Annotated in this window: 15 protein-coding genes; 8 read left to right on the forward strand and 7 right to left on the reverse strand. The window is 60.4% G+C overall.

Translation table 11 applies throughout. The annotated features are described in order from the left end of the window. Nucleotides 1-146: 146 nt before the first annotated feature. Nucleotides 147-1,373, forward strand: coding sequence for a class I SAM-dependent methyltransferase (locus M8Q45_RS03980; RefSeq protein ID WP_249873656.1), 1,227 nt, complete (start codon nucleotides 147-149; stop codon nucleotides 1,371-1,373). Between the two features lie 203 nt (nucleotides 1,374-1,576). Further along, complete coding sequence (locus M8Q45_RS03985; protein WP_249873657.1) at nucleotides 1,577-2,158, forward strand: DJ-1/PfpI family protein; 582 nt, start codon at nucleotides 1,577-1,579, stop codon at nucleotides 2,156-2,158. A gap of 14 nt (nucleotides 2,159-2,172) precedes the next feature. On the opposite strand, the gene M8Q45_RS03990 is transcribed toward M8Q45_RS03985, so the two are convergent. Continuing rightward, a complete protein-coding gene (locus M8Q45_RS03990) occupies nucleotides 2,173-3,192 on the reverse strand; it encodes a DUF4917 family protein (protein WP_249873658.1) in 1,020 nt (339 codons plus the stop codon). 142 nt (nucleotides 3,193-3,334) lie between these two features. Here M8Q45_RS03990 and yiaY point away from each other — a divergent pair, with 142 nt between their 5' ends. Further along, on the forward strand, nucleotides 3,335-4,483 hold the full coding sequence (gene yiaY, locus M8Q45_RS03995) for an L-threonine dehydrogenase (RefSeq protein ID WP_249873659.1): 1,149 nt from the start codon (nucleotides 3,335-3,337) through the stop codon (nucleotides 4,481-4,483). On the opposite strand, the gene M8Q45_RS04000 is transcribed toward yiaY, so the two are convergent. Further along, nucleotides 4,480-5,643, reverse strand: a complete 1,164-nt coding sequence (locus M8Q45_RS04000; protein WP_249873660.1) for an MFS transporter — start codon at nucleotides 5,641-5,643, stop codon at nucleotides 4,480-4,482. The two genes, yiaY and M8Q45_RS04000, sit on opposite strands and share 4 nt — an antisense overlap. Nucleotides 5,644-5,655: 12 nt before the next feature. Next, a complete protein-coding gene (locus M8Q45_RS04005; RefSeq protein ID WP_249873661.1) occupies nucleotides 5,656-6,891 on the reverse strand; it encodes an aminotransferase class I/II-fold pyridoxal phosphate-dependent enzyme in 1,236 nt (411 codons plus the stop codon). A gap of 443 nt (nucleotides 6,892-7,334) precedes the next feature. On the opposite strand from M8Q45_RS04005, the gene M8Q45_RS04010 reads away from it, so the two are divergent. The 3 genes from M8Q45_RS04010 to M8Q45_RS04025 all read left to right on the forward strand — a co-directional run bounded on the left by M8Q45_RS04010 (nucleotide 7,335) and on the right by M8Q45_RS04025 (nucleotide 10,524). Then, entirely contained in the window at nucleotides 7,335-8,684 is a 1,350-nt protein-coding gene (locus tag M8Q45_RS04010; protein WP_249873662.1) for a sensor domain-containing protein, read from the forward strand. A gap of 349 nt (nucleotides 8,685-9,033) precedes the next feature. Beyond that, nucleotides 9,034-9,537 carry a DUF4142 domain-containing protein gene (locus M8Q45_RS04020; RefSeq protein WP_249873664.1) on the forward strand — a complete coding sequence of 168 codons (504 nt, stop codon included), beginning with the start codon at nucleotides 9,034-9,036 and terminating at the stop codon, nucleotides 9,535-9,537. A 78-nt stretch (nucleotides 9,538-9,615) separates the two neighbouring features. Next, entirely contained in the window at nucleotides 9,616-10,524 is a 909-nt protein-coding gene (locus M8Q45_RS04025) for an SDR family oxidoreductase (protein ID WP_249873665.1), read from the forward strand. A 45-nt stretch (nucleotides 10,525-10,569) separates the two neighbouring features. Here M8Q45_RS04025 and M8Q45_RS04030 read toward each other — a convergent pair whose 3' ends face one another. Next, nucleotides 10,570-10,974 (reverse strand): low affinity iron permease family protein, encoded by a 405-nt coding sequence (locus M8Q45_RS04030; protein ID WP_249873666.1) that lies wholly within the window; start codon nucleotides 10,972-10,974, stop codon nucleotides 10,570-10,572. Nucleotides 10,975-11,150: 176 nt separating this feature from the next. Here M8Q45_RS04030 and M8Q45_RS04035 point away from each other — a divergent pair, with 176 nt between their 5' ends. After that, nucleotides 11,151-11,297, forward strand: coding sequence for a hypothetical protein (locus M8Q45_RS04035; RefSeq protein WP_249873667.1), 147 nt, complete (start codon nucleotides 11,151-11,153; stop codon nucleotides 11,295-11,297). Nucleotides 11,298-11,420: 123 nt separating this feature from the next. On the opposite strand, the gene M8Q45_RS04040 is transcribed toward M8Q45_RS04035, so the two are convergent. The 3 genes from M8Q45_RS04040 to M8Q45_RS04050 form a co-directional block, all read right to left on the reverse strand. Next, nucleotides 11,421-11,831, reverse strand: coding sequence for a type II toxin-antitoxin system HicB family antitoxin (locus tag M8Q45_RS04040; RefSeq protein WP_249873668.1), 411 nt, complete (start codon nucleotides 11,829-11,831; stop codon nucleotides 11,421-11,423). Further along, on the reverse strand, nucleotides 11,831-12,046 hold the full coding sequence (locus M8Q45_RS04045; protein ID WP_249873669.1) for a type II toxin-antitoxin system HicA family toxin: 216 nt from the start codon (nucleotides 12,044-12,046) through the stop codon (nucleotides 11,831-11,833). Before M8Q45_RS04045 ends, M8Q45_RS04040 begins: the two co-directional genes overlap by 1 nt. A gap of 274 nt (nucleotides 12,047-12,320) precedes the next feature. Then, entirely contained in the window at nucleotides 12,321-12,950 is a 630-nt protein-coding gene (locus tag M8Q45_RS04050) for a LysE family translocator (RefSeq protein ID WP_249873670.1), read from the reverse strand. 147 nt (nucleotides 12,951-13,097) lie between these two features. Here M8Q45_RS04050 and M8Q45_RS04055 point away from each other — a divergent pair, with 147 nt between their 5' ends. Continuing rightward, on the forward strand, nucleotides 13,098-13,574 hold the full coding sequence (locus tag M8Q45_RS04055) for an Lrp/AsnC family transcriptional regulator (protein WP_249873671.1): 477 nt from the start codon (nucleotides 13,098-13,100) through the stop codon (nucleotides 13,572-13,574). Nucleotides 13,575-13,729: the final 155 nt, after the last annotated feature.

Genomic DNA, 13,729 nt, shown 5'->3' on the forward strand with positions numbered 1-13,729 from the left:
AGCAAGCGCCCTCGCCACAAAAGCGCGCTGCCACCCAGATTGCGCTGCGCATTTCGCACCGTTGGGGAAATTCCCCGTGCCCTGGCCTCCCATCCCCCCTAAAATACCCGCCATTCCCGATCCGCCCGCCCCGAGGCTGCTTCTCCATGTCCGTCACTGTAACTCCCGCCCGTCCCGCGCCGGATCATCACGCCCAGTTCATCGAGCTGCTGCAAACCAGCCTCGAGCAGAACGCGTTCATCAAGCTGGTGCTGGCCAAGTACGTCGGTGACGAAACCGATCTGCAGCGGCTGATCATCAAGCAGCTTACGGTCAAGGATCAGCCTTGCCTGTCCTTCGTCTATCGCTACAAGACCCGCGATATCACCAAGAACTTCCCGCTGGCCGACGGCGTGGAAACCATCGCCGCGCTGTTGCCGGCTTCGTTCAAGAACGCGCATCTGCTGGCGATCACCGATGAGGCGCAATTGGAGTACAGCAAGAAGGGCAAGAGCTCGCTGTTCAAGAGCAAGCCCCAGCAACTGCGAGAAGTGCCATCGGCCGAGCACAACCGCGAGAAGAACCGCTTCCTCGACTTGAGCCGGCCATTCCTGGCTGACCTGGGCGTGACTAACCATAAGCACGAACTGATTCCGGCGATGTCGCGCAAGTGGAAGCAGATCAACAAGTTCATCGAGGTCTTCAGCCATGCGCTGACGTCTTCGCCGCTGGTCCTGGACAAGCCGGTGCGGGTCTCGGACTTCGGCTCGGGCAAGGGCTACCTGACCTTCGCCATCCACGATTACCTGCGCAACACCTTGCAGGCCGAAGGCGTGGTGACCGGTGTCGAGTTGCGTGAAGACATGGTCAAGCTGTGCAACGAAGCCGCCGCGCGGCTGGAGCACCCGGGCCTGAGTTTCCAACACGGTGACGTGCGCAGCGTGGCGCCAAGCGCGGTGGATGTGATGATCGCCTTGCACGCCTGCGACATTGCCACCGACTACGCGATCCACATGGGCATTCGCTCGGGCGCCTCGATCATCATGTGCTCGCCGTGCTGCCACAAACAGATCCGCCTGCAGATCCAGAGCCCAGCGCTGCTCAAGCCGATGCTGCAATATGGCCTGCACCTGGGCCAGCAGGCGGAAATGGTCACTGACAGCTTGCGGGCGTTGTTCCTCGAAGCCTGCGGCTACGAGACCAAGGTGTTCGAGTTCATTTCCCTGGACCACACCAACAAGAACAAGATGATTCTCGCGGTCAAGCGTGCCGAACCGGCGCATCCCGCCGAACTGCTCGCCAGGATCGAAGAACTCAAGGCGTTCTATCACATCACCGAGCACTGCCTCGAAACGCTGCTGCGAGCGGATGGCTACCTCGCCGCACAGCACTGACCTCTCGTGGGAGCGAGCTTGCTCGCGATGAAACGATAACGCGGTGTGCCTGAAACACCGCATCGCCTGAATCGCGAGCAAGCTCGCTCCCACGAGGGGCAGAGGTACAGCCCGTCAGGTAATCAGCGCTTATCCCTCACCTACCGATGTACCGGTCTACCTTTAATGCGTCCACCCCCACGCATTCCAAAGGAGCCCATTCCATGGCCGCGAAGAAAATCCTCATGCTGGTCGGCGATTACGTCGAAGATTACGAAGTCATGGTGCCGTTCCAGGCGTTGCAGATGATCGGCCACACGGTGCATGCCGTGTGCCCGGATAAAACGGCTGGGCAGACCGTCCGCACCGCGATCCATGATTTCGAGGGCGACCAGACCTACAGCGAGAAGCCGGGGCACTTGTTTGCCCTCAACCATGACTTCGCCAAGGTCCAGTCCGCCGACTACGATGCGCTGCTGGTGCCGGGCGGTCGCGCTCCGGAATACCTGCGCTTGAATGAAGAGGTCCTGCAACTGGTGCGTGATTTCGATTTGGCCGGCAAGCCGATCGCCGCGGTGTGCCACGGTGCGCAATTGCTCGCGGCGGCGGGCATCCTGGAGGGCCGCGAGTGCAGCGCCTATCCGGCGTGTGCCCCGGAGGTGCGCTTGGCCGGTGGGACGTTTATCGACATCCCGGTGACCGAAGGCCATGTCCAGGGCAACCTGGCCACGGCACCGGCCTGGCCGGCGCACCCGAACTGGTTGGCGGGGTTCCTGACGTTGCTGGGCACGGCGATTACCCTGTAGGCGTCACCAGGAGACTAGACCTCCACCGGCACCGCCAGCTTCGGATCACCGAGCGGATGACTCTTGGCATCGAAGAAGCGCAATTCGATGTCCAGGCCTTGGAATAGCTTGGCGTAATGCCGTTTCTGGTGCTGGATAAAGGCCTGGCTGCGCGGGTAGATCGAGATGGCCAGGGTCCTTGGCGCGGCCTGGCGCAGGGCATGGACGATGTGGCTGTCCTGCTCGCCCAGGGCGTGGCCGAACAGGCACAGGTTGTCGCCGTGGTGCAGGAGTTGGTCGTAGCAGAACGACAGGTAGTCACTGCTGCGCAGGGTCTTGAGTTTGTCCTGGCTCGAACCTTCGTTGACGAACAGTGGGATGTCGTCGAGGGTCTTGAGGGTGTTGTTGATGGCGAAACTGCCCAGCAAGGTGCCCTCGGTGGAGGTGAGCTTGCGCGCCGTGCCGTCCTGGTTGCGCACCAGGTGCAAGCCACCGTGCAGGTACAGCAGGCGTGGTTTGTCCGTGTTGGCCTGGCTCAGGTCGAAGCTGTGATCGGCCCCCAGGAACAGGTCGGTGACGGTGTCGGGAGCGTGCTGGATCGCCCAGTAGCTCAGCAAATCGTAGTTGGTCGTGAACACCGTGCGGTAGCGGCCCAGTTCCTGGTTCAGGCATTGCAGGGTCGACGCTTGCACCAGCCGCCAGGGGATGTGCATGGCGTGCACGGCGTTGATCAGCGCTTCCTTGATCGCGTAATAGCGATTGCGCGGCGCGGCGGAGCTCACCGCCAAGGCCTTGTTGACCCGGCTGGTGGTTTTCAGCGCACCGAGCACGTGTTCGAAACTGCGCGTCTGCAGGGCATCGAACACGCTCAGCTCCGAGGCGCTCAGGGGCTTTTCCTCGACGGTACGGGCGTTTTCGAACAACGAGTCATAGCCGAAATCGTCCCACACGGCGCGGCTGGCGCCGTTGCCTGCCAACAGGCCACCGAAGGCCGTGTCGGCGCGCAAGGTCTCCCAATCTTCGAGCCGGGCGTCGTATTCCTGGAAATCGGTCATTGCGAAAGTCATCTCAAAACGTGGCAAAGGCAGGGCGTGACTTTATCACGACCCAGTCTTGAGCCAGATCAAGATACGTTGTGACCAGTCGGTCAATCCTGTATGCCCCTGCCGATCCGGCCTCTTTCAGGAGCGTGTCCCCATGAGCAGCACTTTTTTCATTCCCGCCGTGAACATCATGGGCCTGGGTTGCCTCGACGAGGCGATGACCGCCATCCGCAACTACGGCTTTCGCAAGGCGCTGATCGTCACCGATGCGGGGTTGGCGAAGGCCGGCGTCGCCTCCAAGGTGGCCGAACTGCTGGCCTTACAGGATGTCGACGCGGTGATCTACGACGGTGCCAAGCCCAACCCGAGCATCGCCAACGTCGAGCTCGGGCTCGGCTTGCTGAAGGAAAGCCGCTGCGATTTCATCGTGTCGCTGGGTGGCGGCTCCCCCCATGATTGTGCCAAGGGCATCGCGTTGTGCGCGACCAATGGCGGGCAGATCCGCGACTACGAAGGCGTCGATCGCTCCAGCAAGCCGCAACTGCCGCTGATCGCGATCAACACCACGGCAGGTACCGCCAGTGAAATGACCCGTTTCTGCATCATCACGGACGAGGCGCGTCACGTGAAAATGGCCATCGTCGACCGCAACGTCACGCCGCTGATGTCGGTCAACGACCCGGCCCTCATGGTGGCGATGCCAAAAGGATTGACCGCCGCGACCGGCATGGATGCGCTGACCCATGCAATCGAGGCTTACGTCTCCACCGCCGCCACGCCCATCACCGACGCCTGCGCCCTCAAGGCGATTACCTTGATCAGCAACAACCTGCGCCTGGCCGTGCGGGACGGCAATGACTTGGCGGCACGGGAAAACATGGCTTATGCGCAATTTCTCGCGGGGATGGCATTCAACAATGCTTCGCTGGGTTTCGTGCATGCGATGGCGCATCAGTTGGGCGGCTTCTATGACTTGCCCCATGGCGTGTGCAACGCCGTGTTGCTGCCCCATGTGCAGAGCTTCAACGCCACGGTCTGTGCCGTCCGGCTGACGGACGTTGCCCATGCCATGGGGGCCGACATTCGTGGGTTCAGCCCTGAAGAAGGTGCGCAATCCGCCATCGCGGCGATTCGCAGCCTGGCCGCGGATGTGGATATTCCGGCTGGCTTGCGTGAATTGGGCGTGCGCCTCAATGACGTGCCAGTACTGGCCGCCAACGCCTTGAAGGATGCCTGCGGCCTGACCAACCCGCGAGCGGCGGACCAGCGCCAGATCGAGGAGATTTTCCGCGGCGCGTTCTAACTGACCCGAGGCGGCATGAACCTGACGCACAGCATCGCCGCCATCGCCAACAGCGTGCACAACAGCGCCAGTGGCCAGGCCTGTTGACTCAACAACAGGCTGGCCAAGGCGCCGATCGCGGAGGCCATCAACTGGTGCAGGAAACCGCTCAGTGCCATGGCGTATGCGCCGGCGACCGGCGAGCCCTCGTTCGCCAATGACAGGCTGATGGGGTAGTTCAACGACTGGCCGAATACCGCGAAGCAGTACGGGAGCCAGAACAGCAGGGCAACACTGCCCAATGCAATGCTCCCCGCCAGCATGGTTACGCTGCCGCCCAGCACGAGCGCGATGCCCCAGCCCATCAGTCGACGCTGGCCGGTGCGTAGCACGAATGCATTCACCGCCAACGCGCCGAGCAGGTACGCCGCGCTGATCGGCCAGCCCAACAGGCCGTATTCGATGGCGGACCAATGGAAACTTTCCTGCAGGATCAGCGGCGCGCCGGTGTTGAAGGCGATGATCACGCCATACCCCAGCCCACCTGCCAGTGCAGGTAGCAGAAAACCGCGATGCCTGGCGATTTGGCCGTACACGTGCCACGCCGATTGCCCGCTGCTTACTTCGGTCAATATCGGAAACCGGGCCCTGGACACCGCCGCTGCCATCGCCAGGCTGACCGCACCCAAGCCCAGGAAAATCGCCTCCCACCCGAACGCGACCTGGATCAACGAACCGAGGTACTGGCCGATGCCGAGGGCAACCACGAAGGCGATCGATATCCACGACAGCGCCTTGGCCAGCAGGTCGCCGCTGAACGTGTCGCGGATCAACACCCGCGCCATCACCGAAATACCGCTGGCACCGATGCCCTGGATCAACCTGAACGTCAAGAACGCTTCCAGTGACGTGCCCAACGGCAAGGCCAGGTTGCCCAGGCCGTACAGGACCAATGCCGCGAGCAAGACGGGTTTGCGCCCGAGCCGCTGGCTCAGGCTGCCCCATAACAGCATGGGCAGCGCCATGCCGATCAGGTAGACCGACAATCCCCACGACACCTGGGCCGCGTTGGCCTTGAGGTCCAGGGCAATGTCAGGCACGGCCGGCAGGTAGATGCTCATGCCCAGTTGTGCGAGAAAAACGGTGGCGCAGGTGACGATCAGGGTTGTGCGGTTGTTCATCAAGGGCTCGATTCAAGGGCGAGTGTCGCGCCCGTGGGCCAACAGCAGGTCAATGACCTGCTCGCAGAACGAACGAATCACCTCCGGCGCCATGTCGGCACGCAGGGTGATCCGGATCGCGGCTTTGTCTTGTGGAACCACGGGGAAAAAGACCGCTGAGGTGAAATACCCCAGTTCGGCGAGTTCAACCGCGAGACGCGTGGCCAGGGCCGCCTCGCCGCAGTGCACCAGGCGAATCGCCATGGGACTGGCGTACTGTTCGGTGCGGATGAGGCTGTCGAACAGGCGGATATTAGCTTGCAAACGCTCCTGCAACGAACTGAATTCGGGACTGCGGTGCACGCGGATCGAGGCCATGCCTGCGCCGATAGCGGCTGAATTCAGGCTTTGCGACCAATTGCTTGGGCCGCCGTAACGTTGCACCAGGGTCCTGTGCCGTTCACTGCCAAACATGGCCAGTCCACCGCTGGCGCCGAATGATTTGGCCAGCGAGGCGACAATCAGGGTGCGTTCGTCCACCGCCGGAGTTCGCGATCGCACCAGGCCTATGCCGCAGGGTCCCACCGCGGACAGCGCATGGGAGTCGTCCAGATAAAGGAACAGGCCATGACGCTGCTTGAGGTACATCAGGCTATCCAGGTCCGCCATGCCGCCCATGCTGTAGGCGCTGTCCGCCACGTAGGTCACGTTAGCATGGCGTTTGCAGACGTCTTCGAGGAAGTCCATGTCGTTGTGCGGGCAGGTGATGACCTGGGCTTCATCCGCACAGGCGGCCTTGATATGGTTCATCGAGTAGTGGGCCTGCTTGTCGAACACCATGACCGGCGGTCGATTGCCGGTAAAGGCACCGCTGGCCAGCAATGGCAGTATCCCCGAGCTTGCTGCGCTGCAAGACAATGCGCTGAGGCAACTGGCGCCGAACAACTCCGACAGCTGGCTTTCGAATTGGTCGAGGATTTCCAGCTTGCAGCGATTTTTCGAGTTGGCAACGCGCAGGGTTCTGGCTTCCCATAGCGTCGTCATGGCACCGTCCAGCAAGGCGGGGTGGTAATCCAGGCCCAGGTAGGAGGTCGTACAGAAATGATGCAGGGTGCGACCGTATTGGTCCACCAGCACATTGGGGCTCTTGACCTCCACATTCAGTCCTGTGGCTTTTCCAGTGTCGGCGTTCTGCCAATCCTGGTCCGCCAGGGAAATCACCTTGCGATAGTTGCTGAAGCGATGGGGTGGTAGCGCAGTCTGGTTCATGGTTCGAGTACATTCCTTGGTTATGCGTTGCTGTCCGTGGGTGTTTCACTTTGTGTGTATGTCGAGACTTTACAGACTGCTGGGCAGGGCTTTGAATCGGCTGTTTCCGGTGTGTTTGAGTGTGATCGGAGAGTTCTACGTAGGACCTTGCCTAGGGAAATGGACGGGGAATCCATTTGCGGCGTGGGAGTAGGGGTTCGCCCCGTGAATCTGCTGCGTTTGCTACCCTGTGCGCTTGGTCAACCCATTGAATATGGATTTCGCTTCGGTCCTGTCCATCGTGTGTTGGCAAAATGATGTCAATTTTCCAAGGGCGGTCCGATTGCCTGCGCTATCCTCATCGGTAATGTGGGTATAGGTGGTTGCGCACGTCTGCAGGGCGGCGCGGATTGACGGATGCCCGGTTCTCCCATGGCTGTATCACCCGGATGGCTTACCGCGTCATGGATACTCGAAATCCCGCGCCGCTGGCCAGTTACCTCGATTTGCTGCTGGACGCCGTATGTGCCGTCGACGCCCAAGGCTGTTTCGTGTTCGTCAGTGCGGCGTGCGAGCGCATTCTGGGCTACACGCCACAGGAGCTGATCGGCCGGCGAATGATCGACCTGGTGCATCCCGCCGACCGCCAGCGAACCCTCGACGCTGCGCGGGAAATCATGGAGGGCGAGCCTAAGCTCAACTTCGAGAACCGCTACCTGCGCAAGGACGGTGGCGTGGTGCATATCCTGTGGTCGGCCCGCTGGTCGGAGGCTGACCAACTGCGCATCGCGGTGGCGCGTGACATCACCGAGCGCAAGCAGGCGGAGTCCCGTCAGGCGGCGTTGTATGCGATCTCCGAGGCAGCCCATGCTGCCGCCGACCTGCTGGCCTTGTTCAAGCGCATCCACCTGATCATTGGCGAGTGGCTGCCGGCGCTGAATTTTTCGGTGGCGCTGTATGACGAGCAATGCGAGCAGATCGACTTTGCGTACCACGTCGACGACCGGGAGCGACAACCCGAATTGCCCGGCACGATGATCGGACGCTTGTGCGCCGAAGTCATCCGCAGTGGTCAGCCGATCCTGCTCACCCCCGGTTGCAGTGCCTTGCCCGCGGAGTTCCATGACCTTGTGTCGACGCCGCAATCGCCTTGTTGGCTGGGCGTGCCGCTGAATTCGCAGAACGGTACGATCGGTGCCTTGATCGTCAAGAGTGCCTCGGACAGCGAACGCTACACTGAGCAAGACAAGGAGCTGCTGCAATACGTCTGCGCGCAGATCACCCTCGCCATCGAGCGCCAGCAATTGCACACCCGGTTGCAACACATGGCGCAGTACGACCCATTGACCCAGGTGCCCAATCGCGAGCTGCTGCGCGAGCGGTTCAAGGCTGCGCTGGCCACGGCCCGTGCCGCGTCGGGGCGGATGGCCTTGCTGTATATCGACCTGGATCGTTTCAAACAGGTCAACGACACCTATGGCCACGGCGTTGGCGACATGCTGTTGCAAGCGGTGGCAAGTCGGCTCAGGGGCTGCATACGTGAAACCGACACGGTGGCGCGCATTGGCGGTGATGAGTTCGTCGTGCTGCTGCACAGCATCCAGAACGTCACGGACGCCGAAAGGGTGCAAGGAAAAATCCGCCGTGCCTTGGCTGAGCCGCTGCGGCTGGATGGCCACTGCCTGAGTATCGAACCGAGCATCGGCGTGGCGTGCTTCCCCGACCATGGCACCGAAGACATTACCCTGTTCCGCCACGCCGACGAGGCGATGTACGCAGCCAAGCGTCACAACCACCGAGCCTTTGGCATCTGATTCTGCGCCACCGTTCGTCGTGGCACTCGCGTGTTTTCCAAACCTTGAGTCTTGAGCCATTTCCAATGAAATACGGGGCATGCGTGCCCGTCATTTCTTGCAATACGGAGGGCCGGGCCATGCGCGGATCAAGCAACATTTATCCGGGAAACATTGCTCACGATCGAACGAAGGTGTCCGAAGCAGGTCGCAAAAGTGGGAGAACCACCATCGCGAGCGTCGATAAAAGCCCGCTGAAAGCCGAGATTGGCCGCAAGCCGGGTCGCACGTCTCGCTGAATATCCAGCGGTGGTTCTGATTTCTGCGACGGACATTCCGTCGCGATTTTCTTTCAGAGGAGGGCGCGACCATGAGCCGGATGGCCACCTTTTTACGCACCACCAGTGTTGTCGTGCTGATGGGCCTGGGTGCCAACAGTGCCTGGGCCCAGTCACCTGTCGAATTCATCAACGATGCATCCGCCAAGGGCATGGCTGACATCGAGGCCAGTCGTGAGGCGCATTCGAAAGCGGAGACGCGGGAGGTCAAGGACTACACCATCATGGTGATCAACGACCGCACCACCGCCAACCAACATTTGGCGAAAATCGCCAAGAAGCTCGACTTGCCTGTCGCGCCACGGGAAGAGGTGGCGGACAAGGCCAAGACCCTCATGCCGCAAGTGGCCGAGGGTGAGTCGTTCGAGGCGGCTTATGCCGCCAGCCAGGTCAAGGCCACTGAAGAAGCCATCGAGCAGATCCAGCAGCAGGCCCAGACCACCGACGTGCCGGAGATCAAGGCGTTCGCTGACGAAACGCTGCCCAAGCTGCAAACCCATCTCGAGATGGCCAGGGCGTTGCAGGCCAGCCGCTGATCCACCGCACCTGTTTCACGTTCAGGACCGGGGCGCCAACGTCCCGGCTCGTTTTGCCCGCAAGAAAGGAGAACCTCGATGTCTACACGCCGAGAACCCAACCAGTACGCGATGCAGGATCCGCTGACCCAATACCCGCGTCCGGAATTTCCGGACCAGCCGCAGTCCCCGCCAGGCATCGACCAGGACATGCTGCCGCAACCCGATCATGGTGAAAAAAGTTATCAAGGCTTTGGCCGCCTGGAAGGGCGCAAGGCACTGATCACCGGCGGTGACTCCGGGATCGGTCGCGCCGCCGCCATCGCCTACGCCCGGGAAGGCGCCGATGTCGCGATCAATTACCTGCCCAGCGAAGAGCGCGACGCCCAGCAAGTCATCGAACTGATCAAGGCTGAGGGCCGCAAGGCCATCGCCATTCCAGGCGACCTCAAGGACGAAGCGTTCTGTGCGCAAATGGTCAAGATGGCGCAACAGCAACTCGACGGCCTGGATATCCTGGTCAATGTCGCCGGTAAGCAGGAGGCGCAAAAAGACATCGCCGACATCACCACCGCGCAGTTCGACGACACCATGAAAACCAACATCTATGCGATGTTCTGGATCTGCAAGACTGCGGTGCCGCTGATGCCGGCCGGTGCGACCATCATCAATACCGCCTCGATCCAATCCTACGATCCGTCCGCGACGTTGCTGGACTACGCCACCACCAAGGCAGCGATCGTGGCGTTTACCAAGGCGTTGGCCGGGCAGGTCATCAGCAAGGGCATCCGTGTCAATGCGGTTGCGCCGGGGCCGATCTGGACCGTGCTGCAACCCAGCGGAGGACAACCTAGGGAGAAGATTCCTACGTTCGGCTCCCAGGTTCCGATGAAACGTCCGGGGCAGCCAGCGGAATGCGCGCCGCTTTATGTGCTGCTTGCATCGCAGGAGTCGAGTTATATCACTGGGGAAGTGTTTGGCGTGACGGGTGGCAACCCGTTGCCCTGATGCTCGAAAAAAAGCGCGAGTGGCATGGACCACTCGCGCATCCGATCAGCACTTGTTCAAGTCGATCTTTTTCTTCTGCTCCACACCGTCAAGGCTCTTGGCTTCGTCTTTTCCCATGTCCTGATATTGCTTGCGCAGCGCTTCAAGTTGCTTGAGGTCCAGCGACTCGAGACCGAGCATTGCGTTCTGCGCGTCCTTGGACGCCCGCAGCAATTCATCCACTTTCAAATGCAAAATGTCCGTATCGCGGTTCTGGGTGTTCTGGATCAGGAACACCATCAGGAAAGTGATGATGGTGGTCGAGGTGTTGATGATCAGCTGCCAGGTGTCGTTGAAGCCGAAGAAAGGTCCGCTGGCGGCCCAGATTGATAACAACACGATGGCGCCTAGAAAGGTTTTCGGACTCCCCGCCCAAAGGGACAGTTTTTGCGCGATTTTTGCGAACGTCATTGCCGTGTTTCCTTATTGGATGCACCTGTCTGGTGTGACAGCAACGAGTCGGTGAAAATTCTACTTACATTTCAACCGTAAACGTTCGTCGACGTTCATCGTCCGGCACGATGACAGTCGCAACCATTGCCACGCTCGCAGGTCACTCCTTAAAGCCCTCAGCATCGGAGTCCATCATGAATGTTGCCCGCACGTTTTGCCTCGCCTGCTGCCTGTTCGCCCTGCACGGCTGCTTCGACAACTCGGATAACGAGACCAAGAACAATACTGACGGCACCAAGTCCTCGGTGCAGATGCAGGAGTCCAAGTCGGAGAGCAAATAAGGACCAAACCTGTGGGAGCGAGCTTGCTCGCGATGGCGTCAGATCAGCAGCCTCGCTGTCGACTGATTAGCCGCTATCGCGAGCAAGCTCGCCCCCACAGGTTTGTGTTTTGTCTGCGGTTGCTCAGCGGCCTTGCTGCAGCACCTTCAGCGCTGCCGAAGCCAGAAAGCCGGAGCGGCTCTTCTCTTCAGGATGATGCAACACATATTCATCGATCCGGTTGAGCAGGTAGCCGGGCAACGTGATGTTGAGTTTCTGCGCCTTGCCCAGGTACTTGGTCACATCAACATCCACTAGCGCCCAGGTGCACCCGGCATATTGCGGATTGGCTGCGTGCAGGGTAACGGTATTGGCCGATGGGATCGGTGAGCCGTCTTCAGCCAGAATCTCAAAATGGCCCTCGATAGCCTCACGCGCCATCGCCATGGCCTCATCCAGGTCATCACCCGCGGAAAAACAACCGGGAATGTCCGGCACTTCAACACCCCAGGCATGCTTGTCATCGCCCATGGAAATCGCAATCGGGTAAAGCATCAATCGTCCTCCGGAAAAGCGGGGCAACTGGCCGTCTGGAGAAGGGCCTGTTGCAAGATACTGATGGCCGTTTTCTTGAGCAGGTCCTTCTTGGGATGAGGAACCGTGACCAGCCCCGGTTTGGTCGGGTGCTTGAAGTGATGGTGACTGCCTCGGATACGCACCAGAAACCAACCATCCGCAACAATTTGGCTTATCAAGAATCGGCTATTCACAACACCTCCCTGGTGTCATTGGTGGTTACTATACCTACTGCGAAGGAATGATCAACACCATAACCACCGTGAGCGACGGTTGGGACTGGTGGGCGCTTCGCTTGAAGTCTAGAAGCGGTGTTGGGCCAGGGCGGGAGAGGGCGGGGTTGGCTTCATTTCGGGATGTGAGATGGGGGCTGATATCGACGTGGCGAGGGAGCTTGCTCCCGCTGGGCTGCGAAGCAGCCCCGGTTTTGAGCCCGTTTCCCCAATAGGACTCCTTCATCCACAGGACCTACGACTGCTGCACAAACGTCAGCCGCACCGCAAAACCAATCAGCAGGCTACCAAACAACCACTGCTGCACGCGCTGGGCCGAAGGCGAGCGTTGGAGCCAGTGCCCGAGTGCGACACCCACTAATGCATAGGCGCTGTCGAACAGCAGGCCGACGCCGACCAGCACCATGCCCAGGATCGCGAACTGCTCCAGCACCGGCCCGTCCTGTGGATGGATGAACTGTGGCAGCAACACCGAGCAAAACAGCAAGGCCTTGGGGTTGAGCAGGTTCGTCAGCAGACCGCGCTGGACCGCCTGATGCCATTGCCGCTTTTCGATCGCAGCGGAGCCTCCTTCGAAGCTGGGCAACAACGTCGTCCGCAAGCATTGAAGCCCGATCCAGGCCAGATAGGCCGCCCCGGCCAGGCGCACCACATCAAAGGTCCAGGGTGCTGTCTTGAACAACACCGAAAGCCCCATCGCTGCCAACGCGACATGGCATGCCCGGGCAACGCCCAATCCCACCGCTGTCGCCAGCGCCGCGCCCTTGCCCTGACGGGCGCCGGTTTGCAGCACCAGGATCATGTCCGGCCCAGGCAACAGGTACGCCACCGTCAATGCCATGAAAAACAACCAGAGTTCTGTCATTGCATGCCCCCCGCATTCAGTGGATTGGAAAAGTGCCAGTCTATGGCCGAAGGGCTGGGCAGGTGGTTGCGTAGTCAGCTTCTAAAGCTTTGGAAATTGGCATAACCTGCCAAGTGGTTCAGTCATATGAATGGAAAATGCCAAATCATGAAACTTGATGCCTACGACCGCAAAATCCTGGCGGCACTGCAACGGGACGGCCGGCTGAGCAACGTGCAATTGGCCGAAGAAATTGGCTTGTCGCCGTCACCATGCCTGCGCCGCGTGCGAATGCTCGAGGAAGCGGGCGTGATTCGCGGCTATCAAGCTGTCCTGGACCGCGATGAAGTAGGCCTCGGAATGACGATCTTTGTTGGCATCAAGGTCGAACGGCATACCGACGAACGAGCCGAAGCGTTTCGTCAGGCAGTGACTGCGTTGCCAGAGGTGATCTCGGCGTTCCTGGTGTCGGGCGAGTCCGACTTCCTGCTGCAGGTGGTGGTGCCCGACCTGCGGGCCTATGACCGGTTCGTCACAGGCAAGCTGCTGAAGCTGCCGGGAGTGAGTGATATTCGCAGCAATTTTGCGATTAACACGGTGAAGGCGCCGGGGCCGTTGCCGTTGGGGCATTTGGCTGGGGACTGAGGCCGTTGTCTGTCGTACGCAACTTGCTGGTTTTGCCTACAAACCACGCGGAAATCACCCGCTATCCGTAACCGAGCAGATAGGAAATAGTGTTCCTCAGACGAAATGAATGGCTGGCATGAGCGATTGACGCGGGGCAGTTTTCCCGGCTTCGC

Source organism: Pseudomonas sp. T1.Ur (genome assembly GCF_023516725.1).
GTDB classification, from domain to species: domain Bacteria; phylum Pseudomonadota; class Gammaproteobacteria; order Pseudomonadales; family Pseudomonadaceae; genus Aquipseudomonas; species Aquipseudomonas alvandae.